Origin of the sequence: Neisseria gonorrhoeae, assembly GCF_003315235.1 — a bacterium.
Classification (GTDB): Bacteria; Pseudomonadota; Gammaproteobacteria; order Burkholderiales; family Neisseriaceae; genus Neisseria; species Neisseria gonorrhoeae.
The window spans coordinates 39839-65294 of sequence record NZ_QNRU01000006.1; the positions used below are offsets into that span (position 1 = coordinate 39839).

The window sequence follows — 25456 nt, forward strand, 5'->3', positions numbered from 1 at the left end:
TGCGGGAATTTTTTTGCCTGTACGAAACGTACGGACAGAGATTCCAAAGCGCCGTTTAAATAGGAATATTTCTCAACTGAATGGCACGAATAGGGAAATTTTGCTATATTTCCCGCTGTCGACATTATGTTCATACAACATGCTGTCTGAAGAAGATGGTTTGTTTTTCAAGGAAAATTTCAATGAGCGAATATCTGTTTACTTCCGAATCGGTTTCCGAAGGCCATCCGGACAAAGTAGCCGACCAAGTATCCGATGCGATTTTGGATGCCATCTTGGCGCAAGACCCCAAAGCGCGTGTCGCGGCGGAAACTTTGGTCAACACAGGCTTGTGCGTATTGGCGGGCGAAATCACCACCACCGCCCAAGTGGACTACATCAAAGTCGCACGCGAAACCATCAAACGCATCGGCTACAACTCCTCCGAGCCGGGCTTTGACGCCAACGGCTGCGCGGTCGGCGTGTACTACGACCAACAATCCCCCGACATCGCCCAAGGCGTGAACGAAGGCGAAGGCATCGACCTGAACCAAGGCGCGGGCGACCAAGGCTTGATGTTCGGCTACGCCTGCGACGAAACCCCGACCCTGATGCCGTTTGCCATCTATTACAGCCACCGCCTGATGCAGCGTCAAAGCGAATTGCGCAAAGACGGCCGCCTGCCTTGGCTGCGCCCTGACGCAAAAGCCCAACTGACCGTGGTTTACGACAGCGAAACCGGCAAGGTGAAACGCATTGATACCGTCGTCCTGTCCACCCAGCACGATCCTGCCATCAGCCATGAAGAACTGAGTAAAGCCGTGATTGAGCAGATTATCAAGCCCGTTTTGCCGCCCGAACTGCTGACCGACGAAACAAAATACCTGATCAACCCGACCGGCCGCTTCGTCATCGGCGGCCCGCAAGGCGACTGCGGTTTGACCGGCCGCAAAATCATTGTCGATACCTACGGCGGCGCGGCTCCGCACGGCGGCGGCGCATTCTCCGGCAAAGACCCGTCCAAAGTGGACCGTTCCGCCGCTTACGCCTGCCGTTATGTGGCGAAAAACATCGTCGCCGCAGGCTTGGCAACCCAATGCCAAATCCAAGTTTCCTACGCCATCGGCGTTGCCGAACCGACTTCGATTTCCATCGATACTTTCGGTACGGGTAAAATCAGCGAGGAAAAACTGATTGCGCTGGTTTGCGAACATTTCGACCTGCGTCCCAAAGGCATCGTCCAAATGCTCGACCTCTTGCGCCCGATTTACGGAAAATCTGCCGCCTACGGACATTTCGGCCGCGAAGAACCCGAGTTTACTTGGGAGCGCACCGACAAAGCGGCCTCATTGAAAGCGGCAGCGGGGCTGTAATTCCGGTTTGAAAATCAAAAATGCCGTCCGAACAGTTCAGACGGCATTTTTATATTTTCCCGATTCAGGCGCGGCGTTCTTTGCACATCAGTTTCGCATCCAGCCAGCCGTCGCCGCCGGAGATGATGTTTTTGGCAACGAAGTTGTCCAAGTCGGGCAGCAGGGAAACGGCGCGGCCGCTGTTGATGATGACGACCACCGCCATCGGTTTGTCGCCCAGCCAATAACCTGCAAGGGCGCGGACATTGTTGAGCGTGCCGGTTTTTAAGCGCAACAGCCCGCCGCTTTGTTTGAAGCGGTTGCGTAAAGTCCCGTCTGTGCCGGCGATGGGCAGCGTGTCGATGAAATCTTGTGCAAACGGGCTGAAATAAGCCGTTTCCAACATTTGCGCCATCATTCTCGCCGTTACCCTTTCTTTTCTGGACAGACCCGAACCGTTTTCCAAAACCAAATCAGCAACATCGATGCCCGATACGGCAAGTTCTCGCCGGACGGCAGACGCCGCCTGTTCGGAAACGGCGGGCAGTTTGCCGTCGCCGCCGAGTTTGAGGAAGACGGAACGCGCAATCAGATTGTCCGAACGCTTGTTCATGTCCGTCAAAATTTCCTTCATCGGTTTGGCGTGTGCAACGGCAAGCGTCTGCGCGCCTTCCGGTGTGTCGGCTATGCCGATGCCGTCTGAAATCCGTCCGCCGCCGAGCAGCCAGCGGTTGGTAAAACTTTGGCGGATCAGTTCGTCAAGCGCGAACATCCGGACACCGACAGGCTTGCCCAAACAGCTTTCGGGAATATTGCCGCGCAATTTCAGCGTATTGCCCGAAAAAGATGCGCGCATCAGTTTTTTGACCGAAGGGCAGGCAGCTTGGGAGGCGGTAATTTTCAAGTTGTTTTGGGCAAAAATATGCGGCAAAGGCGGATCGGTGAGGATGTCGGTACTGCCGGCGGCATTGCGTTCGGCGCGCACCATAACCATACCGGCAGACAGCATAGTCGGATTTGGGGGCGTCATAAACGGCGAACCGCTGTCGGCTTCAAAATGGTCGGGACTGCCGACTTCGCCCCACAGGCTGTGGTCGAGCATCAGGCGCCCCGTGATATTGCGGATGCCTTTGTCGCGCAACTGGCGTTGGACGGCAAGCAGGTTTTCCTGATTGAAAACGGGGTCGCCGCTGCCCGCCCAATACAGGTTTCCGTCAAGCGTGCCGTCGTTTACCGTACCGTTGCTTTTAAACTCGGTCGCCCAGCGGTAATTGCTGCCGAAGGTTTTGAAGGCGGCAAACGCGGTAACGAGCTTCATCGTGGACGCGGGATTGACGGGTATGCCGGCACGGTGGTCAATGATGACTTTTCCGCTGTCAAGCTCTTGGACATATACAGCGATTTCGTTTTGCGGAATGCGGCCGGTATCGAGCGCGTGTGCGGCGAGGGAGGCGAGAAGCAGCAGCAGGGAGGCCGCTGTTTTGGGGAAATTCATAGGTGAATCTGTTACATAAAAAAAGCAATTATAAGGCAAAGCCGGATAAGTGGGAACGCCGGGGCGGCGGACCGGCTTGTTTGCAGGGGAAATCACATATATAATAATCGTTACCATTATGAAATGATTGAAACGCACAAACTTAATATTCAGGAGGAATGATTGTGGCTAAGAAAATCAGTATTTTGGTGGGCAGCCTGCGCCGTGCTTCGTTTGCGCGCAAAGTGGCATTGAATGCGGCGGAGATGTTCCCCGAAGGCTGGCAGGCGGAAATCGTCGAAATCGGACATCTGCCGCTTTACAATTTCGATTATGACGACCCTGAGGTGGAAGATGTGCCGCTGCCCGAAAGCTACACGGCTTTCCGCGAAACGATTAAGGCTTCGGACGGCATTTTGTTCGTTACGTCCGAAAACAACCGCACCATTCCCGCCTGTTTGAAAAATGCGGTGGACATCGGCTCGAAACCGAATGCCGACGTGGCTTGGAAAAACAAACCGGCCGGCATCATCAGCCATTCCGTCGGCAAGATGGGCGGTTACAGTTCCCAAAAAAACCTGCGCCTTGCCCTGTCGTATTTTGATATGCCCGTAACCGGACAGCCGGAAGTATTTTTGGGCAATTCGCCGACGCTGTTTGATGAAAACGGTAAGTTGATTGACTCGGCAAGGGATTTTGTTCAGTCATATATCAATCAGTTTGTCGGTTTGATTGAAAGAAATGCCAAATAAACAAACCAAATCGAAAAGCCGCAAAACCGGTTCGGGTTTTGCGGCTTTTTTATATGGGCCGGGCAGCGTCAAGGTTTGCCGTTTGCCGGATAATGCGCGGCAAATGATCGGCGTGTTTAAAATCCCGCGTGTACGGCACGCCCCGCGCTCCGCAATGATAGGGGGCAGTTTCGTTTGAATCGGCGCACCGGGACGGATGCCCCCGCGCCGTCCCGATACCGGTTGTTCCGTATCGGTTGCCGCCGTGAAATGACGGACGGATGCAGAAATGTCGGCAGGCGTGAATGGAATGCAAGGCTTATCCCGCATATGTTGGCGGTTTTGCCTGCACGGGCGGTTTTATGTTCAAAATAAAATAAAGAGAAATAATGCTGACGTTTATCGGATTGCTGATTATCGGGGTCATCGTATGGCTGTTGCTGACGGAAAAAGTGTCGCCCATCATCGCATTAATCTTGGTGCCGCTGATTGGGGCGTTGCTGGCGGGGTTTGATGTATCCCAATTAAAAGAATTTTATTCGGGCGGCACGAAATCGGTGACGCAGATTGTGATTATGTTTATGTTTTCCATTTTGTTTTTTGGAATCATGAACGATGTGGGGCTGTTCCGTCCGATGATAGGCGGTTTGATTAAGCTGACTCGGGGTAATATCGTGGCAGTGAGTGTGGGGACGGTCTTGGTGTCGGTGGTGGCACAGTTGGACGGGGCGGGCGCGACGACGTTTTTATCGGTCGTCCCCGCCCTTTTGCCGCTTTACAAGCGTCTGCATATGAATCCTTACCTGCTGTTTTTGCTGCTGACTTCCAGCGCGGGGCTAATCAACCTTTTGCCGCGGGGCGGGCCGATCGGGCGGGTTGCAAGCGTGTTGGGCGCAGATGTGGGCGAATTGTATAAACCTTTGTTGACGGTGCAAATTATCGGTGTGGTGTTTATCCTTGTGCTGTCCCTGTTTTTGGGTGTGCGTGAAAAAAGGCGGATTGTCCGGGAGTTGGGCGCGTTGCCCGCCGTGGCGGATTTGATAAAGCCGGCGCCTTTGTCGGAAGAAGAACAAAAATTGGCGCGTCCGAAACTGTTTTGGTGGAATGTCCTGCTGTTTTTGGCGGCGATGAGCCTGCTTTTTTCGGGCATCTTCCCGCCGGGTTATGTATTTATGCTGGCTGCAACGGCGGCGTTGCTTTTGAATTACCGCAGCCCGCAGGAACAGATGGAGCGGATTTATGCCCACGCCGGCGGCGCGGTGATGATGGCGTCCATTATTTTGGCGGCAGGTACGTTTTTGGGGATTTTGAAGGGCGCGGGGATGTTGGACGCGATTTCCAAAGACCTTGTGCATATCCTGCCGGACGCGTTGCTGCCTTATCTGCATATTGCCATCGGTGTGTTGGGTATTCCGCTTGAGTTGGTTTTGAGTACGGACGCTTATTATTTCGGACTGTTTCCGATTGTGGAACAGATTACCTCGCAGGCGGGCGTTGCACCCGAAGCGGCAGGCTATGCGATGTTGATCGGCAGTATCGTCGGTACTTTTGTTACGCCGCTTTCGCCGGCTTTGTGGATGGGTTTGGGTTTGGCGAAATTGTCGATGGGCAAACACATCCGTTATTCGTTTTTCTGGGCGTGGGGTTTGTCGCTGGCGATATTGGTCAGTTCGATAGCGGCAGGAATCGTGCCTCTGCCGTAAACGGCGAAGCCGCCTGAAGCCCGAATCGTTCCTGTGATCTGTCGCAGGCTTTGCCTGCCTGTCCGTGTGTTGCAATCGCGCCCCAATGCCGTCTGAAGGCGGTTGCCGGCGCGGTTTTTTTTGTGCCGCAGTTTTGAAAAATACCGGCAAGCGTAAAGGCCGCTAAATTGCGGCTAATTTTGGGGTGTTAGAATAGGCACGGTTTATTTTGAAGGGAAAGTTGATGCGTGTTTTGCTGGTGGAAGACGATGCGATGATTGCGTAAGCGGTGTCGGCAAGTTTGAAAGACGGCGGCTATGCGGTGGATTGGGTCAAAAACGGCGCGCAGGTTGCGGCGGCTGCCGCTGCCCAGCCTTATGACTTGATGCTGCTGGATTTGGGTTTGCCTGGGCGGGACGGTTTGGATGTTTTGTCGGAAATACGCGCGGCAGGCTGTACCGTCCCCGTGCTGATCGTTACGGCGCGGGATGATTTGTACAGCCGGCTGAACGGTTTGGACGGCGGTGCGGATGACTATATCGTCAAGCCGTTCGATATGGCGGAGTTTAAGGCGCGGATGCGGGCGGTGTTGCGGCGCGGGAGCGGACAGGCGCAGGCGTGTCTGTCAAATGGTGCGTTATCCCTCAATCCTGCAACGTATCAGGTAGAAATTATTGCCGAGGGGAGGCAGGTGGCATTGAGCAACCAGGAGTTTTCGGTATTGCAGGCTTTGCTGGCGAGGCCGGGTGTGATTTTGTCGCGCTCGGATTCGGAGGACAAGGTTTACGGTTGGGGCGGGGAAGTCGAAAGCAATGCGGTGGATTTTCTGATTCACGGGCTGTGCAAGAAATTGGGTAAGGAAAGCATACAAAATGTGCGCGGTGTCGGCTGGCTGATGCCGCGTCAAGATGCCGTCTGAACAGGAACGAAGATGCCGGACCGTTTTTTTAAAATTTTAAAACATTCGCTTCAGGTCAGAATCAGCCTTGCCCTGATTTGGATGTTTGTTCCGCTGGCAATGCTTGCAGGTATGTTTTCCTACTACGAAACCTTCCACGAAACGGAAGCGTTGCAGGACGACCTGCTCCGTCAGGCGGCATTGTATGTCGGCCCTGATTCCAAACCCGAAACTTTGCCCGAAGGCGACGGCGATACGCGTATTTTGGTACAGATGCCGCGGCAGGAAGACCCTGTTGTCAGCCTGCCCGCGCATCTGGCGGACGGTCTGCACACGCTTCGGGCGGACGGGGACGACGATTATTACCGCGCCTATATCCGCACGACCGAACAGGGACGGATTGCCGTCATGCAGGAAAACGAATACCGTGAAGATTTGGCGGAGGATGCGGCACGGCAAAGCGTGTTGCCCCTGTTGGCGGCACTGCCGCTGATGATACTGCTGACTGTGTGGATTACGCACAAAGCCATGCGCCCCGTCCGCAAATTGTCGCAAAGTCTCGAACAACGCCGAATCAACGGCCTGTCTGCTTTGAGTGTGTACAATATTCCCAGTGAAATCAGAGGGTTCGTAACCGCCATCAATCTGCTTTTGAAACGTGTTGATGAAGATATACGCCGCCGTCAGCGGTTTGTCGCCGACGCGGCACACGAATTGCGTACGCCGATGACTGCCCTTTCCCTTCAGGCGGAACGGCTCAACAATATGCCGCTCCCACCCGATGCGGGGCGGCAGTCCGCCGTTTTGCAGCAGAGCATCAGGCGCAACAAACACCTGCTCGAACAGCTTTTGGCACTGGCGCGTTCGCAGTCGGACGAAACCCCCCTTGGCGAAAACGACATTCGGTCTGCAAAGCCGTTTCCGCCAAGTGTTGCAGGAACTGATGCCGCTGGTTTTGGAAAAACGTCAGGACATCGGTGTGGCGGTCGGAGGCGATGTCGAAGTGTCTGCCGACGAAACGGAAATCTATACGCTGGTTAAAACCTTTGCCGACAACGCGGTATGTTACACGCCGCCCGAGGGCAGGATAGATTTGGGTTTCACGGACGAAGGGAAATATCTCGCCGTGTGGGTGGAGGATAACGGGAACGGCATTCCCGAATCCGAATGCGCCCGCGTCCTCGATCCGTTTTACCGTATTTTGGGAACGGAGCAGCAGGGGGCGGGGCTGGGGCTGTCGATTGCCGACACGCTGGCCAAAAAATACGGCGGATATTTGGAACTGACCGACAGCCGACGTTTCGGACACGGGCTGTTGATACGCGCGCTGTTGGACAAGGAAACCCTGAAATAGACAGATGCCGTCTGAAGGCTTCAGACGGCATTTTTTACATCAGCACAATATCGTATTGTTCCTGCGTGTAAGCGGTTTCGACCGCCAAAGAAATCGGTTTGCCGATGAAATCTATCAGCATTGCCAAGGATTGCGATTCTTCGTCCAAAAACAAATCGATGACGTTGGGGGCGGCGAGGATGCGGAAACTTTCGGCATCGTAACGGCGCGCTTCGCGGACGATTTCGCGCTGGATTTCGTAGCATACGGTTTGCGGCGTTTTCAGGCGGCCCCTGCCTTGGCAGGAAGGGCAGGGTTCGCAGAGGACTTGGTTTAAGTTTTCGCGCGAGCGTTTGCGCGTCAGCTCGACCAGCCCCAGGCTGGTAAAACCGTGCAGGGTAACGCGGGTACGGTCGAAGGCGAGGGCTTTGGCAAGCTCCTGCAACACGGCTTCGCGGTGGCTTTCCTGCGCCATATCGATGAAGTCGATGATGATGATGCCGCCAAGGTTGCGCAGCCTTAATTCGCGGGCGATGGTGTGGCAGGCTTCGAGGTTGGTGCGGAAGATGGTTTCGTCGAAATTGCGCGCGCCGACGAAGCCGCCGGTGTTGACATCGATGGTGGTCATGGCTTCGGTGGACTCGATAATCAGGTAGCTGCCGAAGTTGAGGTTGACGCGCGGTTGCAGGGCGCGGCTGATTTCCTGTTCGATGTTGTGGGTTTCAAACAGCGGGCGTTCGCCTTTGAACAATTCTATCCTGCCCAATGCGCCGTGGACGTATTGTTCGGCAAAACGCGTCATGCGCCCGTGGTTTACGGTGGAATCGACGAGGATTTTCTGCGTGTCGCAGCCGACCATATCGCGCAACACGCGCAGGCTTAAAGGCAAATCCTGATAAAGCAGGGTTTCCGGCGGCCGGATTTTCGCCTGTTCTTGGATGTGTTCCCACACTTTGGTCAGGTAGTCGATGTCGGACTGGAGCTGTTCGTCGGTGGCGTTTTCGGCGTTGGTGCGGATGATGTAGCCCCGGCAGGCATTTTCCGGCAGGAGCTTGTCGAGGCGTTCGCGCAGGCTGCTGCGTTCGGCATCGTCTTCGATGCGTTGGGACACGCCGATGTGGTCTTCTTGCGGAAGGTGGACGAGGAAACGCCCCGCCAGCGAGATTTGGGTGGAAAGCCGCGCGCCTTTGGTGTTGATCGGGTCTTTGATGACCTGCACCAAAACCGACTGCCCTTCAAACAGCATATGTTCGATGCGCTGGGTTTCTTCGGGGTTGCGGCGTTGTTCGAGGACATCGACGATGTGTAAAAACGCCGCGCGTTCCAAGCCGATGTCGATAAACGCGCTCTGCATCCCGGGCAGTACGCGGCGCACCACGCCCAGATAGATATTGCCGACCAGGCTGTGCCCGCTGTTGCGCTCGATGTGCAGCTCGCAGATATTGTTTTCCTCCAACACCGCCACGCGCGTTTCCTGCGGCGTGATGTTGACCAATATCGTTTCGGGCGGGCGCGCGATGTCTTTGGGGATGGGGAGTCCTGACAACATGGTTTTTCCTGAAAATGTAATAAAAATATTTTTGCATCCGTTCCGCCCCGCCGCGCAGAGCGGGTGCAAAAATATTTTTCACAATGCCTATCATACTTTAAAAAAGAAACTTTGACACACTCCGCACATGCCGTCTGAACGTGCATCTGTTCCGCACTTGCCAAACGGAGCGATTGCCCCTATATTGATTATCATTGCAAAACTTTCGGAAACCCAATATGCAGACCGTTACCATGTACACAGGTCCGTTTTGCCCCTACTGCGCGATGGCGAAAAGGCTGCTGCACGCGGCAGGTGTCGGACATATCGACGAAATCCGTGTCGATGCAAGCCCCGAAGCCTTTGCCGAAATGCAGCGGCTTTCGGGACAGCGCAGCGTGCCGCAGATTTTCATCGGCGAAACGCACGTCGGAGGATTTACCGACCTCTACCGCCTTCAGCAGGAAGGCGGGCTGGACGGACTGCTGAACCCTTAACCCACAACTAGGAAAACAAAATGAGCGAAGAACTGCAACCCGTATTCAGCATCGAGCGACTGTATGTCAAAGACTTGTCTTTGGAAGTGCCGCACGCGCCGCAAATCTTTTTGGAACAGGGCGATCCCGAAGTGGATATGCGCGTTTCCACCGGCAGCCAAAAGCTGGAAGACGGCTACTACGACGTGGACGTTACCGTAACCGTTACCGCCAAATTGGATAACGAGCGCACGATGTTTTTGAACGAAGTAACCCAAAGCGGTATTTTCCGTCTGGAAAACATCCCCGAAGAAGATGTGCAGCTGCTGTTGGGCGTGGCGTGTCCGAACATCCTCTTCCCTTACGCGCGCGAAGCGGTTTCCGGTACGGTAACGCGCGCCGGCTTCCCGCCCGTCCTGCTTGCGCCGATTAATTTTGAAGCGATTTACCAACAACAGCAGGAAGCCGAAGCCGCCGGGGCTTGATTCCTGCCTGCCGATGCCGTCTGAATCCGTTTCAGACGGCATTTTTGTTTTCGGATAAAATAGGCGCGTCCAAAGGAATCTGCCTATGATGTCGCCCGAAACCCAGAAACAGCTCAAAATCACCGATGCTTCCGCCAAGAAGCTCGACAAACTCAACCTCCATACCGCGTGGGATTTGGTGTTGCACCTGCCGCTGCGTTACGAGGACGAGACGCACATTATGCCGATTAAGGACGCGCCGATTGGCGTGCCGTGTCAGGTCGAGGGCGAGGTTATCCATCAGGAAGTAACGTTCAAACCGCGCAAGCAGCTGATTGTTCAAATTGCCGACGGTTCCGGCAGCGTCCTTTTTCTGCGCTTCATCCACTTTTACGCCAGCCATCAGAAGCAGACGGCGGTCGGCAAACGCATCCGCGCCGTGGGCGAAATCAAACACGGATTTTACGGCGACGAGATGATTCATCCCAAAATCCGCGATGCCGAGGGCGGCGGTTTGGCGGAAAGCCTCACGCCGGTTTACCCGACCGTAAACGGTTTGAACCAGCCCACTTTGCGCCGCATCATTCAGACGGCGTTGGACGTTACGCCGCTGCACGACACCTTGCCTGATGCTTTATTAGGCCGTCTGAAGCTGCCGCGCCTTGCCGAAAGCCTGCGCCTTTTGCATTCGCCGCCGCCGAGTTTCACTATTCATCAACTTTCAGACGGCACGCTGCCGGCGTGGCAGCGGCTCAAATTCGACGAACTTTTGGCGCAACAGTTGTCCATGCGTTTGGCGCGGCAGAAGCGCGTCAGCGGCACGGCGGCGGCATTGCGCGGCGACGGCACATTGACCCAAGCCCTGCGCCAAGCCCTGCCGTTTGCCCTGACCGATGCACAAGAAAAAGTTGTTTCCGAAATCTGCCGCGATATGGCGCAAACCCACCCCATGCACCGCCTGCTGCAAGGCGATGTCGGCAGCGGCAAAACCATCGTCGCCGCCTTATCCGCGCTGACCGCCATCGAATCAGGCGCGCAAGTGGCTGTAATGGCGCCCACTGAAATCCTTGCCGAACAGCACTTCATCAAGTTCAAACAATGGCTCGAACCTTTGGGCATTGAAGTTGTCTGCCTTTTTGGCAGTTTGCGCAAAAAACCCAAAGACGAAGCCAAAGCCAAACTCGCCGACGGCAGCGTCAAAATCGCCGTCGGCACGCACGCCCTGTTTTCAGACGGCGTGGCGTTTCACAATTTGGGCTTGAGCATTGTGGACGAACAGCACCGTTTCGGCGTTGCACAACGCCTCGCACTCAAAAACAAAGGGCGCGAAGTCCATCAGCTGATGATGTCCGCCACACCCATCCCGCGCACGCTCGCCATGAGCTTCTTCGCTGACTTGGACGTATCCGTCATCGACGAATTGCCGCCCGGGCGCACGCCGATTAAAACGCGCCTCGTCAACAACGTCCGCCGCGCCGAAGTCGAAGGCTTCGTCCTCGGCACTTGCCGAAAAGGGCGGCAGGCATATTGGGTCTGCCCATTGATTGAAGAAAGCGAAACCCTGCAACTGCAAACCGCCGCCGAAACCCTCGCCCGGCTTCAGACGGCATTGCCCGAACCCAATATCGGACTGGTACACGGGCGCATGAAGGCCGCCGAAAAGGCCGAAGTCATGGCGGAATTTGCCGCAGGCCGTCTGAACGTCTTGGTTGCCACCACCGTCATCGAAGTCGGCGTAGATGTGCCCAACGCCGCCCTGATGGTGATCGAACACGCCGAGCGCATGGGCTTGGCGCAGCTTCACCAATTACGCGGACGGGTAGGGCGCGGCGCGGCGGAAAGCGTGTGCGTCCTCCTGTTTGCCGAACCCTTGGGCGAACTCGCCAAAGCGCGGCTGAAAGTCATCTACGAACACACCGACGGCTTTGAAATCGCCCGCCAAGACCTCAATATCCGCGGCCCCGGCGAATTTCTCGGCGCGCGCCAAAGCGGCGTGCCTATGCTGCGCTTCGCCAAGCTCGAAGAAGACTTACACCTTTTGGAACAAGCGCGCGAAACCGCCCCGATGCTGATTGAACAAAACCCTGAAATCGTCGAAGCGCATTTGGCAAGGTGGCTTTCCGGCAGGGAAGGTTATTTGGGTGTGTGAGCAAAATGCCGTCTGAAATATTAGAAAAAAGTGTAACGGAAATCTGATTTTTTATAGTGGATTAACAAAAATCAGGACAAGGCGGCGAAGCCGCAGGCAGTACAAATAGTACGGAACCGGTTCGCTTGGTGCTTCAGCACCTTAGAGAATCGTTCTCTTTGAGCTAAGGCGGGGCAACGCCGTACCGGTTTTTGTTAATCCACTATATTATTTTTGACACATTTTCATGATTTTAAATCCCGTTATTCCCAAGTGGGCGGAAATCCGGCAATGAGAATCCGCAGAGGCTTATCGGGAAAACGGCAAGCCCCCCGCCGTCATTCCCGCGCAGGCGGGAATCTAGAAATGAAAAACCACGGTGTTATCGGAAACGATTGAAACCGGAGAAATGACGGAATCGAAGCGTGTGGAAATGTGTCGGAAATTGCTGAAGCCGGATAAACTAGATTCCCGCTTTTGCGGGAATGACGGTATTTTAGATTTTTGTTTTCGCTGAATGATGAGCCAAAAGCCGTCCGAACCTAAAAAAACCGCCGCTTTCAGACGGCATCAAAAAACCGCAGGCACGATGCCTGCGGTTTGCCGTTTGCGCTTCAGGGGAGCAGGGGGATGCCGCCCAAGCCGTGTGTTTCCTCCAGTCCGAACATAATGTTCATATTTTGGACTGCCTGACCCGCCGCGCCTTTGACGAGGTTGTCGATGACGGAAAGGACGACCCACACATCGGATTGCGCCGCCTGACGGATGCTGATGCGGCAGAGGTTTGCGCCGCGCACGCTGCGGGTTTCGGGTGTCGAACCGGCGGGCAGGATGTCCATGAACGGGCTGTCGCGGTAGTAGTCGCGCAGGACGGTTTCGGGGTCGCTGCCGTCTGAAAGGTGGAGGTAAACGGTGGCGTGCATACCGCGTATCATCGGCGCGAGGTGCGGCGTGAACACGAATCCTTCGGCGATGCCGTCCTGAAGCCCGGCGATGGTCTGCCTGATTTCGGGCAGGTGGCGGTGTCCGGCTGTGCCGTAGGCTTTGAAGTTGTCGCCGGCTTCGCACAACAGCGAACCGACATTGCCTTTCCTGCCCGCGCCGGACACACCGGATTTGCAGTCGGCAATCAGCGGCATACCGGGCTTCAGACGGCATTGCCGCAACAGCGGCACGAGCGGCAGGGATACGCAGGTCGGGTAGCAGCCGGGGTTGGCGACGAGGCGCGCCTGTGCGACGGCTTCGCGGTTGAGTTCGCTCAATCCGTACACGGCTTGGGAAACGAGGCCGGGGGCGGCGTGGGTCATGCCGTACCAGTGTTCCCAGGTCGGAATGTCCCGTATGCGGAAGTCGGCGGAAAGGTCGATGACGCGCACGCCCTGTTCAATCAGGCGCGGCGCGTCTTTCATGGCGATGCCGTTGGGCGTGGCGAAGAAGACGATGTCGCATTGTTCCAAACCTGCCTCGTCGGGCGTTTGGAAGGCGAGGCCGTACACGCCGCGCAGACTTGGAAAGTAATCGGCAACTGCGGTTCCCGCTTCGCTGCGGCTGGTTACGGCGGCAACTTCGACATCTGGATGGGCGGCAAGCAGGCGCAGCAGTTCCACGCCCGTGTAGCCCGTCGCGCCGACAATGCCGGCTTTGATTTTTTTGCTCATGGTTTTTCCTTTGTGTGGTTGGCGGGTATGCCGTCCGAACGCTGTCCGACGGCTTGTCCGACGGGGTTTTGATTGGCGGCGGAAGGACGGTACACAAAGCGTTTGAAAAGCGTGTCTAATTTAATGGCATCCGCCTCTGTTTTTAAAACCCAGCCCTGCCGTCCGGAATAAACATAACCGTAGGCGCGAAAGCCGGCAGGATATTTCGGTGCCTGCCCCAAACCCAAACCGTATGCGGCGAAAGCGGTGGTCGTGGAGAAGGAAAGCAGGAGGAGGACGAGGGTTTTCATAAGGTTCCAAACCGAACGGGGCGATGAAGCCCGATTATAGCAAAAGGTCGTCTGAAAACCGTTTTCAGACGACCTTTTATTTAATTACAATAAAAATGTTAACAACAAAAAACAAACCGCTTTTTTCCGTTTGGAGACAAATTTTTAACTAAAATTGTCAACAATTCCTTGATGCACACACAAAAAACTCTAATATTTGTAACTATATGTAACATTATAAATTTTAAATATTTTCTGAGTAAGGGGAAGTAATGGGCATCCATCTCGACTTCGGCATTAGTCCTAAAACGTTCCGACAGACTTATCTGTATCAAAAGCCCAAGCTCTTTAAAGGAGCGGTTCGGAATCTCGAAGCCGCATCTTGTAAATATATCAACGAGATATACCAACGAGCAGACCCAACCGCACCGCTGTTTCATCTGCGTAAAAAAGGCGCAATCGTTCCTAAAGAAGAATACGTCGAAAGTTTCGACGATTTGGGCAAAACTCGCTACCGTTTTATTAAATCCGTTATCTACGAACATATGAAGAATGGTGCGTCGTTAGTCTATAACCATATTAACAACGAGCCGTTTTCAGACCATATCGCCCGTCAAGTCGCCCGCTTTGCCGGCGCACATACTATTGTTAGTGGATATCTTGCTTTTGGCAGCGACGAATCTTATAAAAACCATTGGGACGCCCGAGATATGTATGCCGTCCAGCTTTTCGGCAAGAAACGTTGGCAACTTACTGCCCCTGATTTCCCTATGCCATTGTATATGCAACAGACTAAAGATACTGATATTTCCATTCCTGAACATATCGATATGGATATTATCCTTGAAGCAGGTGATGTCCTCTACATCCCACGCGGTTGGTGGCACAGACCTATCCCGCTCGGCTGTGAAACCTTCCACTTCGCTGTCGGTACCTTCCCACCAAACGGCTATAATTACCTCGAGTGGCTAATGAAGAAATTTCCCACCATAGAAAGTCTGCGCCACAGTTTCTCAGACTGGGAGCAAGATAGGACGCGTATCAACGATACTGCCGCACAAATTGCCGCCATGATTGCCGACCCCGTCAATTACGAAGCCTTCAGTGAAGACTTTCTCGGCAAAGAACGTACCGATACCGCTTTTCATCTCGAACAGTTCGCGAATCCCAACGCTACTCCGCTTTCAGACGACGTCAGGTTGAGATTAAATGCCAATAATTTGGATACGTTGGAAAAGGGATATTTGATTGGGAATGGGATGAAGATAAGCGTAGATGAGTTGGGGAAAAAAGTGTTAGAACACATCGGTAAGAATGAACCGTTATTGTTGAAAAATCTACTGGTTAACTTCAATCAGGCAAAACATGAAGAAGTTAGGAAGTTGATCTATCAGTTGATAGAGTTAGATTTTCTGGAAATTTTGTGAGGGATTCTATGAAAAACTGGAAGCAGTTTACATCTTTCGTAATATTAGTAATAGCTTGTTATCAATTGCTATATTCTTTATCAGATATGTTTCTTCTCGACTACATTAACAAATATAGTTGGAATTTGAATTTTATTCAGGGTACTTTGAATTTTTTTTCAATATATCTGCCATATGTTTTTGTTAGCCGAATTTTTAGGAATACCAACCAAGAAAAGGAGTATAAAAATGATTGAACTTCAACTTCATGAATTGAAGCTGGTTTCAGGGGGAGGTCCTGTAACAGACAATATAGCTGGAAATGTAGCTAATGCTGCCACAACCAAAGGAGGTCCCACATGGGGGGATTTTGTTGCAATACCTGCTGCTGCAGCGACAGTTCATTTCCTGCCGAAAAATTTTTTCGGTGCTATATGGTGCAAATGGTGTATACAATCTGACTCGTGATTGGGTAAATGATGCCGTTAATGCACCTCCTTATAACGGAAGACCAATCTTTGAGATTGAACATGGATTAACTGCTCCCGCAACAAAAGCAGATAAATCAGGAAACGGCTACACTGACGGTACAGATTACTGCTGATATTTCTCATTGTTCAGACGATCTCTAGGGGTCGTCTGAAACTTTCTTAACTTCAATTTTATGAATAGACCCAAGCAACCTTTCTTCCGCCCTGAAGTCGCCATTGCCCGGCAAACCAGCCTGACGGGTAAAGTGATTCTGACACGACCGTTGTCATTTTCCCTATGGACGACATTTGCATCGATATCTGCGTTACTGATTATCCTGTTTTTGATATTCGGTAACTATACGCGAAAGACAACAGTGGAGGGACAAATTTTACCTGCATCGGGCGTAATCAGGGTGTATGCACCGGATACGGGGACAATTACAGCGAAATTCGTGGAAGATGGAGAAAAGGTCAAGGCTGGCGACAAGCTATTTGCGCTTTCGACCTCACGTTTCGGCGCAGGAGGTAGCGTGCAGCAGCAGTTGAAAACGGAAGCGGTTTTGAAGAAAACGTTGGCAGAACAGGAACTGGGTCGTCTGAAGCTGATACACGAGAATGAAACGCGCAGCCTTAAAGCAACTGTCGAACGTTTGGAAAACCAGAAACTCCATATTTTGCAACAGATAGACGGCCAGAAAAGGCGCATTAGACTTGCGGAAGAAATGTTGCGGAAATATCGTTTCCTATCCGCCAATGATGCAGTGTCAAAACAAGAAACGATGAATGTCGAGGCAGAGCTTTTAGAGCAGAAAGCCAAACTTGATGCCTACCGCCGAGAAGAAGCCGGGCTGCTTCAGGAAATCCGCACGCAGAATCTGACATTGGCCAGCCTCCCCAAACGGCATGAGACAGAACAAAGCCAGCTTGAACGCACCATTGCCGATATTTCTCAAGAAGTTTTGGATTTTGAAATGCGCTCTGAACAAATCATCCGTGCAGGACGGTCGGGTTATATAGCAATACCGAACGTCGAAGTCGGACGGCAGGTTGATCCTTCCAAACTGCTCTTGAGCATTGTTCCCGAACGTACCGAGTTATATGCCCATCTATATATCCCCAGCAGTGCAGCAGGCTTTATCAAGCCGAAAGACAAGGTTGTCCTACGTTATCAGGCATATCCCTATCAGAAATTCGGGCTTGCTTCCGGCAGTGTCGTATCAGTGGCAAAAACGGCACTGGGCAGACAGGAATTGTCGGGATTGGGCATGGTATCCTCCGATTTGGCGAAGAGCAACGAACCTGTTTATCTCGTGAAAATAAAACCCGACAAACCAACCATCACTGCATACGGTGAGGAAAAACCGCTGCAAATCGGCATGACGCTGGAAGCAGACATCCTACACGAGAAACGGCGGCTGTACGAATGGGTATTGGAGCCGATTTATAGTATGTCGGGCAGGTTGTAAGGCTTGAGGCTGAAAGATAAAAAGTCGTCTGAAACCTCTTCAGACGACCTGTAAAACACTACATAAAAACATAAACACTGAAGCTGCCTGAAACTACCCCCTTTTACAGATACTCTGTCTGTAAAAGCAAGGATAGGGTATCTGCCCTTTCAATTTTTCGATTGACGATAAAAGGAGTTTTGAAATGAGAGAATTGACCATGAACGAAATGACCGCTGTTTTCGGCGGCACAGAAGGTACTTGGGGGCACAGGGGCAGAGTCTCCGGAGAATGGGTCGGAAGCAAGGTCGGCGGCGCTTTAGGGTCGTTTGCCGGAGCATTCACGGGAATGGCGGGCGGCGCATTGGTAACAGGCGGAAATCCTGCCGGAATTGCCATCGGCGGCGCAGGCGGCGGATGGGTAGGAGCTGAGGGCGGTTCTGCATTGGGTGGGCATATCGGCGGTTTTGCCGGTGCAAAATGGGGAAAAATGATCGACAGGCGCAACTGCCAATGCGGAGAAGACTGCCATTGTGACCCGTGCAACTGTTGATCGGGAGTTTGAAATGGATTTCGCACATTACCTGAAACACTGGAAAGCCGCTGTGCTGATTTATCTTGCCATCAGCATCCTGACCGACATCCTTTGCTATTTTTTAAACTTCGACGGTGTGTTTTACAAAGGCAGGTTTTTTTCGGTTACCGTCGCAGGACCTGTAGGGGCTTTGTCTTTTTTTACGTATCTGCTGTATTTGAAACGCGAGGAAAACCGGTCGCATTGAAAGCCAATATGGGGCTGCAGGCCGTCTGAAACCTTTTCAGACGGCCTTTCCAAACCATTCCCGTCTTCCCATCTCTCTTTTCTGATTCAACAAGGAAATCTATGGATTATCTGCAAAACCTGTCTTTGGGCTTGACAAAAAAGCTGCCCGTTATACTGCAAACAGAAGTAGCGGAGTGTGGCTTGGCATGTCTAGCGGCCGTGGCCGGATTTTATGGTTTCTATACGGATTTGCGCGCACTGCGTTCAAAATACTGTCTGTCACTTAAGGGTGCGAATTTGGCAGATATTGTTCGTTTTGCTGATGATATGGGGCTGACGGGACGGGCGTTGAGGCTGGATTTAGACGAATTGGGCAGTTTGCGCCTGCCCTGTATTCTACATTGGGATTTGAATCATTTTGTGGTGCTGGAATCGGTATCTTCGGACGGGGCTGCCGTCATGGATCCGGCTTCGGGACGACGCAAAGTCAAGACGGAGGAAATATCGCGCAAGTTTACGGGAATTGCTTTGGAACTGTGACCAAACACGCGTTTCGAGGCAGGGGAAGAAAAGCAGGAAATCCGCATCCTACCCATGTTGCGCGGGATTTCTGGGCTGGGGCGGACATTGTTTCAGCTTTTGGCTTTGGCAGCAGCAATGGAAGTGTTTGCTTTGGTGTCGCCGTTTTTTATGCAATGGGTCATCGACCATGTAGTGGTAACGGGCGATCGTAATCTGTTAGCGACGCTGGCTTTGGGCTTTACCTTGCTACTTCTGGTACAAAATACGGTGTCTGTCATGCAGGGCTGGTTGGGCATGCATTTTTCAACGACGTTAAATGTTCAGTGGAAATCAAACGTTTTCAAACGTTTGATAGATTTGCCTACAGATTATTTCGCTAAACGGCATTTGGGCGATGTGGTATCGCGCTTCGGGGCGGTGGATAGTATTCAGGGAACTCTGACTTCAACGTTTTTCGTGTTGGTTTTAAACAGCCTAACGGCTGTTTTTACTTTTGTGCTAATGATAGTGTACAGCCCGATACTGACAGGTTTGGTTGCAGCGACACTGGTAGTTTATATCGCAGTCCGTTGGGTAGCCTATTATCCGTTGCGACGGGCGACGGAGGAAAACATCATCCATGCTGCCAAACAAAGCAGCTATTTTATGGAAACGGTACGCGGTATCCGAGCAGTCAAGCAATTTGGTAAAGGTCCTCAACGATATTCTGCATGGATGGGGCTGCTGGTGGATACGGTTAATACGGGACTGACGGTGCAGAAACTGGGAATTTGGTTCGGCTTGGCAAACAAGCTGCTTTTCGGTTTGGCAAATATTTTGATTATTTACTTAGCTGCGGGCATGGTATTGGACGGCGTCTTTACCGTCGGCGTACTAATGGCTTTTTTGGCTTATAAGGGACAGTTTGAAGGACGTATTGGCTCGCTGGTCGATCAGTTTGTGCAAATTAAAATGCTGTCACTTCATGCGGAACGGTTAGCTGACACCGTATTGAATGAAACAGAATCGGAAGCTACGCCGGATGTAGGCATTCCTGATATTTCAGACGACATCGAAATCTCAGTGGAAAATGTTTCTTTCCGTTATGCCGATAACGAGCCATATGTTTTACAAAACGTCAGCTTCAAGATCGGACGTGGTGAATCGCTTGCGTTAATCGGACGATCGGGCTGCGGTAAATCGACACTTTTGGATATTTTAAGCGGCAATCTACCTCCCGAATCAGGCAAAGTCATGATAAATGGACACGACATTTACAGCTTACCGCCACGTTTTATCCGCAATTTGAGTGCGATGGTCAGGCAGGATGATGTTTTATTTGCTGGCTCAATTGCAGAGAATATCTGTTTTTTCGATACAGAACCGGATAGAGGAAAAATCGAACATTGCGCCTGCCTTGCTATGATTCGCGAAGAAATCTCCGCCATGCCTATGGGCTATGAAACCTTGATCGGCGATATGGGCAGCGCACTGTCAGGCGGACAAAAACAACGTATCGTATTGGCGCGGGCCTTATATTGCGAACCGAAAATCCTATTTTTAGATGAAGCGGCCAGTCATTTGGATATTGCCAATGAAAAAGCAGTCAATGCAAACTTGAATGGCTTGTCTATTATAAAAATTATGGCGGCACACAGAAAGGAAACGGTGGAATCAGCAGATAGGAAAATGTCTTTAGGATAAAAATACAGTTTCAAAAATACTCAAGACTGCTGCTGTTTTTTCGCCTGAGCGTCAAACTCCGCCAGCGTCATGTTTAAAGTCTGCAAACACGGCGTCATTACCGTATCGACAGCTTGGTTCACATGATCCCTTTCCACAGGCAACGGGCGGTACACGAAGAGCTTGAAGAGTTCGCTCAACTCAATCGAATCCGCCCCCGTTTTCAAAACCCAGCCCTGTCTGCCGGAATAGATGTAGCCGTGCCGCGCCAGCTTTTCCAAAAGCTCGCCCAACTCGTCGTAGCCCATGTTGATATGCCGTCTGAACTCGGGTACGGGCAGGGCTTTGCCTTCTTTTTGCGCCGCATCCAGAAGCAGCAGGATTTTCAACACGTCGTCAAACCGTCCGCGCGAGTCGAAGCCCCTGCGGAACGCCTCGCCCTGCCAGTAGGACAGTGAAGAAGTCAACACCGCCCCGCCCAAGACCAGCGTCCACAGCAGGTTTAACCACAGCAGGAAAAACGGCACGGCGGCAAATGCGCCGTAAATCGAGCGGTAGCCGTCGAAATTGCCCATATACCAGGTGAACAGGAAACGTGCCGTCTCCAGGCAGAATGCCGTAATCAAAGCTCCGACAAACGCCTGCCGGGCGGGCACGAAGCGGTTGGGCACGAAGCGGTACAGCCCCCACAGCAAAAGCGTCATGAAGGTCAGCGTCGCCGCCGTCTTCAACGCGTCCGCCCATTGTTGCGCTCCGGAGGAGAGTACGGAGTCTTGAACCGACCCGACCATAAAGGAAATGCCCACACCCAAAGACAAAGGCCCGAAAGTCAGCAACGCCCAATAAACGAGGAACTGCATCATCCAGGGGCGTTGCGTGTTAACCCGCCAGATGCGGTTGAACGCATTGTCTATCGTCCGAATCAGCATCAGCGAGGTTACGACCAGCATCACGCTGCCGATGGCGGTCAGCCGGTTTGCCTGATCGCGGAATGCGTCGATATAGTCGAACACCATATCCGCGCCCTGCGGCACAATGGTTTGGTTGACGAAGGAGACGAACGAATCCGACCAGCGGTCGAACACGGGGAAAATCGAAGCGACCGCGACCATTACGGTCAGTACGGGGACGAGTGCCAGCAGTGTCGTAAACGTCATGCTCGCCGCTGCCTGCGGTACGCGCTCTTCACTGAAACGGCGGATGACGAACCATGCAAATGCACAGATTTTATTGTCCGCCAAACCTTGCCAACGTTGTAAAAAGGTCATAATCTCTTACCAGGTTTCATGTTTTCAAACTGTTTCAGACGGCATCTGGACAACCGTTATGCCGTCTGAACACCAAACTATTTTAACGGAATCCGCCCATGAACCCAAATCCCCTCAAAATCCTCGTCCTCTACTATTCCCAAAACGGCAGCACCCGCAATCCCGCACGCCGAATCACTCGCGGCATCGACAGCGTTGAAGGTTGCGAAGCCGTATTGCGCACCGTCCCCAAAGTGTCCGCCGTCTGCGAAGCCGTCAAAAAAGATATTCCCGACAGCGGCTCCCGTCCTGACCGCCGAAGAAAACAATATCGCCTTCGCACAAGGCAGACGCTTGGCGGAACTCGCCGTCAAGTCGGCATACGCCGCGTGTTCAGACGGCATGGCGTTCAGATGCCGTCTGAACGCGTTTGCCTGTATAATCCGCGTCTTTACTGTCCAACTTCGCGGTTCGCAAACCTCCCGCGTTACCAAAACTAGGATTCGATATGTCAAACCAAAAAGCCTTGGTCATCTTCTCGGGCGGTCAGGATTCGACCACCTGCCTGATTCAGGCAATCCAAACCTACGGGCGCGAAAACGTCCAAGCCATTACCTTCCGATACGGGCAACGCCATGCCGTCGAGCTGGAACGCGCAGAGTGGATCGCGCAGGATTTGGGCGTCAAACAAACCGTACTCGACTTGAGCCTGATGCGGCAGATTACGCACAATGCCCTGATGGACGATACCGCCGCCATCGAAACCGCCGACAACGGCGTTCCCAATACCTTTGTGGACGGGCGTAACGCGCTTTTCCTGCTTTACGCCGCCATTTTTGCCAAAGGGCAGGGTATCCGGCACATCATCGCGGGCGTGTGCGAAACCGATTTTTCGGGCTATCCCGACTGCCGCGGCGTGTTCGTCAAATCCATGAACGTTACCCTTAATCTGGCGATGGACTACGATTTTCAAATCCAGACGCCGCTGATGTACCTGACCAAGGCGCAAACGTGGGCGTTGGCGGACGAAATGGGCGTGTTGGACTACATCCGCGAACAGACCCACACCTGCTACAAGGGTATCGTCGGCGGCTGCCGCGAATGCCCGAGCTGTATCTTGCGCGAACGCGGGCTGGCGGAATGTCTGGAAAGTAAAAAGGCCGTCTGAACGCGCGCAAAGCACAAGGAATACGATATGCCCAAGCTCCATATGTTTTACCTCGGCGGCAATGCCGGCCGGTCGAATATCGAAGTGCACGACATCCAATTTGCCGTGTGCGACGACTACCGCGAAGCCGTCCCCGCACTCAAAGCCGCGTGGTTCGGCGATACGGACAAAATCCACATCGACGGTTGGCAGGTTGTCGAATGGGCGGACGGTTACGACATCGCCGTATCCGAAACGCCCAAAACGAAAATGCCGCCTGAAAACGCTCCGCGCCTGTATTTTGCCAATGTCGGCGGCTATCGCGCGGGGCAGCTTGCCGAGGCGCACGCGTTCGGGCTGTTCGCCGCCGCCATGCCTGCCGAAGCCAAACAAAAAGCCCTGCAAACCCTGTTGACCGACTATGTTCGGCAGCATAAAGACAACTTGAAAGACGTGGACAACCTGCTTGCGCTCGAGCACATCGGCAATTTCCATATCCGCCTGACCCCGAATCCGCACGGCAAACCCGCCGAAATCGGCTTTCAAGGCTATTTGCCCATTTGAAGCAGCGGATATGTTTCCACGCAAAACGACACATCAAGCCACCCTCCGGGCGGAAAGCGGCGGGGTTTTCACTGAAAAGGAATCGGGATGAAAATTACCAAGATATTTACCTTCGACTCCTCGCATATGCTCGACGGGCATGACGGCAAATGCCAAAACCTGCACGGGCATACCTACAAACTCGAAATCACCGTTTCAGACGGCACCATCAAAGGCGGAGCGAAAGACGGTATGGTGATGGACTTTACCGACTTGAAAGCCATTGTGAAACAACACATTACCGACCATTTCGACCACGCCTTCATCTACCACGGCGGCAATGGCCGCGAATCTCAAATCGCCGCGCTCTTGGAGGGCTGGAACATGAAAACCCTGCGCCTGCCCTGCCGCACCACTGCCGAAAATATGGCGGTTGAAATGTACGGACGTTTGAAAAACGCGGGGCTGAACGTGTGCCGCGTCAAATTGTGGGAAACGCCGACATCGTGCGCGGAGTATGAAGGGGAGTAGGGAAAATCTTGAACGTATCGATATAGTAAATTCAAATAAGACATGCCCAACCGCGTCATTCCCGCGCAGGCGGGAATCCAGACCTTGATTTATCAGGAATATTTAAAAATTGCAGCAATTCCAAATCTCTGGATTCCCGCCTGCGCGGGAATGACAGTGTGGAGCGTCCTTATTTGAATTTACCGCAAAGCGGTTTTTCTCCTGTGCGGATTCTCCGTTCTTCAGACGGCATTCCATACCGACACACCCATTAAAAGGAACACCCATGAAACTCCTCTCCACCATTCTCGTCCTCCTCGTCGCCGCCGAACATTTCTACATCGCCTGGCTGGAAATGACGCAGATTCCCAGCGAAAAAGCGGCGGAAACGTTCAAGCTGCCTTATGAATTTATGGAACAAAAGCAAGTGCAGACCCTGTTCGGCAACCAAGGGCTGTATAACGGCTTTCTCGGCATCGGGCTGGTGTGGTCGCGGTTTGCCGTGCCGGATCATGCCGTTTACGGCGCAACGATTCCGTTTCTCGGTTTCGTATTGATTGCCGCCGCGTGGGGCGCGTTCTCTTCCGGCAACAAAGGCATACTCGTCAAACAAGGTTTGCCCGCATTTTTGGCGGCGGCGGTGTTGGCGGTATGAAAAAAATCAGCGTCGCCCCCGAAAATCCCCAGTACCGCATCGTCGAAATCTTTGAAAGCCTGCAAGGTGAGGGCCGAAACACGGGTATGCCTGCCGTTTTCGTCCGTTTGGGCAAATGCAACCTCGCCTGCGGCTGGTGTGATACCGATTATTTGACATTTGGTATGATGAGCCTGTCCGACATCTTAGGCTGTCTGAAAACTTATGCCGCCCGCAACATCATCATCACCGGCGGAGAGCCGACCATCCAGCCGCATCTCGATATGCTGCTGGACACGCTCAAGGCGGAAGGCTATTTCCTCTGTATCGAAACCAACGGACTCAATCCCGTGCCGCCGCAAATCGACTATGTCGCCACCAGCCCCAAAGCCTGTTATGCCGCCAAATACGAAAAAAGCTGTATCGAAACAGCCGACGAAGTGCGGATTGTTGCCGACGGCGATGTCGTCGGATTCTGCGAAAATATGGAACGTAAAATCCGCGCGCATCATTACTACCTTTCGCCCTGCGAACAAGACGGCGCAATGAACATTTACGACACCATCCGCCAAATCGGTATTCTGAACAGCCGCCCCGACGCGCCCGTGCATTGGCAGTTGAGCGTGCAGACGCACAAATGGGCGGGAATAGAGTAGTTTAAGCAGTGTAACTCAAAGGGCCGGCGTACCGTTTTGCCGATGTTTGACATACGGGGAAAGTGTGCCGCTTCCGCGTGAAACTGCCGACATTTCCGCCGCCCAATCAGGACGAAGCCTTAATGAATAAGATGCCGCGGTTGGGTACACGCCAGGCTTCCTAGATTCCGATGGTCTTTTGAACCTTGCCGATACCCTTTGTCAGTGCGCGCAAATGGCAGGATTGGGGAAAACGAAATGCCGTCTGAAACAGCATTCTGTTTCAGACGGCATTTTTTTGTTGCCGCCAAAAGGGAAAAACCGCCCCGGCAATCGATGTCGAGGCGGTCTGAATATGGTCGGAATGAGAGGATTCGAACCTCCGACCCCTTCGTCCCGAACGAAGTGCGCTACCGGGCTGCGCTACATTCCGAATTAATTAAGGTGTGATTATAGCGCAAAAAATACGGCGTGCCTATACCGTTTTGCCTTTTTGC

Annotated in this window: 23 protein-coding genes, 1 tRNA gene and 3 pseudogenes; 21 read left to right on the plus strand and 6 right to left on the minus strand. The window is 53.0% G+C overall.

Annotation, left to right across the window (positions count from 1 at the left end; all coding sequences use genetic code 11):
- Positions 1-182 precede the first annotated feature (182 nt).
- Positions 183-1352 carry a methionine adenosyltransferase gene (gene metK / locus DFR77_RS04430; RefSeq protein ID WP_003692561.1) on the plus strand — a complete coding sequence of 390 codons (1170 nt, stop codon included), beginning with the start codon at positions 183-185 and terminating at the stop codon, positions 1350-1352.
- Positions 1353-1416: 64 nt separating this feature from the next.
- Here metK and dacB read toward each other — a convergent pair whose 3' ends face one another.
- Positions 1417-2826 (minus strand): D-alanyl-D-alanine carboxypeptidase/D-alanyl-D-alanine endopeptidase, encoded by a 1410-nt coding sequence (dacB, locus tag DFR77_RS04435; protein WP_003694761.1) that lies wholly within the window; start codon positions 2824-2826, stop codon positions 1417-1419.
- A 158-nt stretch (positions 2827-2984) separates the two neighbouring features.
- On the opposite strand from dacB, the gene DFR77_RS04440 reads away from it, so the two are divergent.
- From DFR77_RS04440 to DFR77_RS04460, 4 genes and pseudogenes are all read left to right on the plus strand, one after another.
- Positions 2985-3557, plus strand: coding sequence for an NADPH-dependent FMN reductase (locus DFR77_RS04440; protein WP_017146713.1), 573 nt, complete (start codon positions 2985-2987; stop codon positions 3555-3557).
- Positions 3558-3925: 368 nt separating this feature from the next.
- Complete coding sequence (locus DFR77_RS04450; RefSeq protein ID WP_003687374.1) at positions 3926-5239, plus strand: CitMHS family transporter; 1314 nt, start codon at positions 3926-3928, stop codon at positions 5237-5239.
- 268 nt (positions 5240-5507) lie between these two features.
- Entirely contained in the window at positions 5508-6137 is a 630-nt protein-coding gene (locus DFR77_RS04455) for a response regulator transcription factor (protein WP_003687375.1), read from the plus strand.
- Positions 6138-6218: 81 nt separating this feature from the next.
- A pseudogene (locus DFR77_RS04460) lies at positions 6219-7470 on the plus strand (ATP-binding protein).
- Positions 7471-7504: 34 nt separating this feature from the next.
- On the opposite strand, the gene rng reads toward DFR77_RS04460, so the two are convergent.
- Positions 7505-8998 carry a ribonuclease G gene (rng, locus tag DFR77_RS04465; protein ID WP_003687377.1) on the minus strand — a complete coding sequence of 498 codons (1494 nt, stop codon included), beginning with the start codon at positions 8996-8998 and terminating at the stop codon, positions 7505-7507.
- A 218-nt stretch (positions 8999-9216) separates the two neighbouring features.
- Here rng and grxC point away from each other — a divergent pair, with 218 nt between their 5' ends.
- The 3 genes from grxC (at position 9217) to recG (ending at position 12066) form a co-directional block, all read left to right on the plus strand.
- Entirely contained in the window at positions 9217-9474 is a 258-nt protein-coding gene (grxC, locus tag DFR77_RS04470) for a glutaredoxin 3 (protein WP_003687379.1), read from the plus strand.
- A 20-nt stretch (positions 9475-9494) separates the two neighbouring features.
- Entirely contained in the window at positions 9495-9938 is a 444-nt protein-coding gene (gene secB / locus DFR77_RS04475) for a protein-export chaperone SecB (RefSeq protein WP_003687381.1), read from the plus strand.
- A gap of 85 nt (positions 9939-10023) precedes the next feature.
- Positions 10024-12066, plus strand: coding sequence for an ATP-dependent DNA helicase RecG (recG, locus tag DFR77_RS04480; RefSeq protein ID WP_003692571.1), 2043 nt, complete (start codon positions 10024-10026; stop codon positions 12064-12066).
- 593 nt (positions 12067-12659) lie between these two features.
- Here recG and argC read toward each other — a convergent pair.
- Together argC and DFR77_RS04505 are read right to left on the minus strand one after the other, a co-directional pair.
- On the minus strand, positions 12660-13703 hold the full coding sequence (gene argC / locus DFR77_RS04500; protein WP_003687386.1) for an N-acetyl-gamma-glutamyl-phosphate reductase: 1044 nt from the start codon (positions 13701-13703) through the stop codon (positions 12660-12662).
- The gene (locus DFR77_RS04505; protein WP_002258326.1) at positions 13700-13993 is read right to left on the minus strand and encodes a hypothetical protein; all 294 of its coding nucleotides are present in this window, start codon (positions 13991-13993) and stop codon (positions 13700-13702) included. The genes argC and DFR77_RS04505 overlap by 4 nt, the downstream gene beginning before the upstream one ends.
- A 251-nt stretch (positions 13994-14244) precedes the next feature.
- On the opposite strand from DFR77_RS04505, the gene DFR77_RS04515 reads away from it, so the two are divergent.
- The 7 genes and pseudogenes from DFR77_RS04515 to DFR77_RS04545 all read left to right on the plus strand — a co-directional run bounded on the left by DFR77_RS04515 (position 14245) and on the right by DFR77_RS04545 (position 20264).
- Entirely contained in the window at positions 14245-15399 is a 1155-nt protein-coding gene (locus DFR77_RS04515; RefSeq protein WP_003690582.1) for a cupin domain-containing protein, read from the plus strand.
- Positions 15400-15407: 8 nt separating this feature from the next.
- Positions 15408-15635, plus strand: coding sequence for a hypothetical protein (locus DFR77_RS04520; protein ID WP_003696696.1), 228 nt, complete (start codon positions 15408-15410; stop codon positions 15633-15635).
- 74 nt (positions 15636-15709) lie between these two features.
- Positions 15710-15982, plus strand: coding sequence for a hypothetical protein (locus DFR77_RS04525; protein WP_226888059.1), 273 nt, complete (start codon positions 15710-15712; stop codon positions 15980-15982).
- A gap of 60 nt (positions 15983-16042) precedes the next feature.
- The gene (locus tag DFR77_RS04530; RefSeq protein ID WP_003692577.1) at positions 16043-17317 is read left to right on the plus strand and encodes an HlyD family secretion protein; all 1275 of its coding nucleotides are present in this window, start codon (positions 16043-16045) and stop codon (positions 17315-17317) included.
- 184 nt (positions 17318-17501) lie between these two features.
- Complete coding sequence (locus DFR77_RS04535) at positions 17502-17849, plus strand: hypothetical protein (RefSeq protein ID WP_003687399.1); 348 nt, start codon at positions 17502-17504, stop codon at positions 17847-17849.
- A gap of 13 nt (positions 17850-17862) precedes the next feature.
- Positions 17863-18078 carry a hypothetical protein gene (locus DFR77_RS04540; RefSeq protein ID WP_003692579.1) on the plus strand — a complete coding sequence of 72 codons (216 nt, stop codon included), beginning with the start codon at positions 17863-17865 and terminating at the stop codon, positions 18076-18078.
- Between the two features lie 101 nt (positions 18079-18179).
- Positions 18180-20264 (plus strand): annotated as a pseudogene (locus DFR77_RS04545) (peptidase domain-containing ABC transporter).
- 20 nt (positions 20265-20284) lie between these two features.
- Here the strand turns inward: DFR77_RS04545 and DFR77_RS04550 are convergent.
- A complete protein-coding gene (locus DFR77_RS04550; protein ID WP_003698054.1) occupies positions 20285-21511 on the minus strand; it encodes a YihY family inner membrane protein in 1227 nt (408 codons plus the stop codon).
- 98 nt (positions 21512-21609) lie between these two features.
- Between DFR77_RS04550 and DFR77_RS14505 the strand changes: the two are divergent.
- The 6 genes and pseudogenes from DFR77_RS14505 to DFR77_RS04585 form a co-directional block, all read left to right on the plus strand.
- Positions 21610-21795: pseudogene (locus DFR77_RS14505) on the plus strand (NAD(P)H:quinone oxidoreductase); the annotation flags it as partial.
- A 203-nt stretch (positions 21796-21998) separates the two neighbouring features.
- Positions 21999-22658, plus strand: a complete 660-nt coding sequence (gene queC / locus DFR77_RS04560) for a 7-cyano-7-deazaguanine synthase QueC (protein ID WP_003698057.1) — start codon at positions 21999-22001, stop codon at positions 22656-22658.
- Between the two features lie 27 nt (positions 22659-22685).
- Positions 22686-23201, plus strand: coding sequence for a DUF1543 domain-containing protein (locus tag DFR77_RS04565; protein ID WP_003698058.1), 516 nt, complete (start codon positions 22686-22688; stop codon positions 23199-23201).
- 87 nt (positions 23202-23288) lie between these two features.
- The gene (gene queD, locus DFR77_RS04570) at positions 23289-23711 is read left to right on the plus strand and encodes a 6-carboxytetrahydropterin synthase QueD (protein ID WP_003694782.1); all 423 of its coding nucleotides are present in this window, start codon (positions 23289-23291) and stop codon (positions 23709-23711) included.
- A gap of 265 nt (positions 23712-23976) precedes the next feature.
- The gene (locus DFR77_RS04580; RefSeq protein ID WP_003694785.1) at positions 23977-24345 is read left to right on the plus strand and encodes a DUF1304 domain-containing protein; all 369 of its coding nucleotides are present in this window, start codon (positions 23977-23979) and stop codon (positions 24343-24345) included.
- The gene (locus DFR77_RS04585; RefSeq protein ID WP_003687414.1) at positions 24342-24980 is read left to right on the plus strand and encodes a 7-carboxy-7-deazaguanine synthase QueE; all 639 of its coding nucleotides are present in this window, start codon (positions 24342-24344) and stop codon (positions 24978-24980) included. The genes DFR77_RS04580 and DFR77_RS04585 overlap by 4 nt, the downstream gene beginning before the upstream one ends.
- Before the next feature lie 335 nt (positions 24981-25315).
- Here the strand turns inward: DFR77_RS04585 and DFR77_RS04590 are convergent.
- Positions 25316-25392 (minus strand) — tRNA-Pro (locus DFR77_RS04590).
- Positions 25393-25456 lie beyond the last annotated feature (64 nt).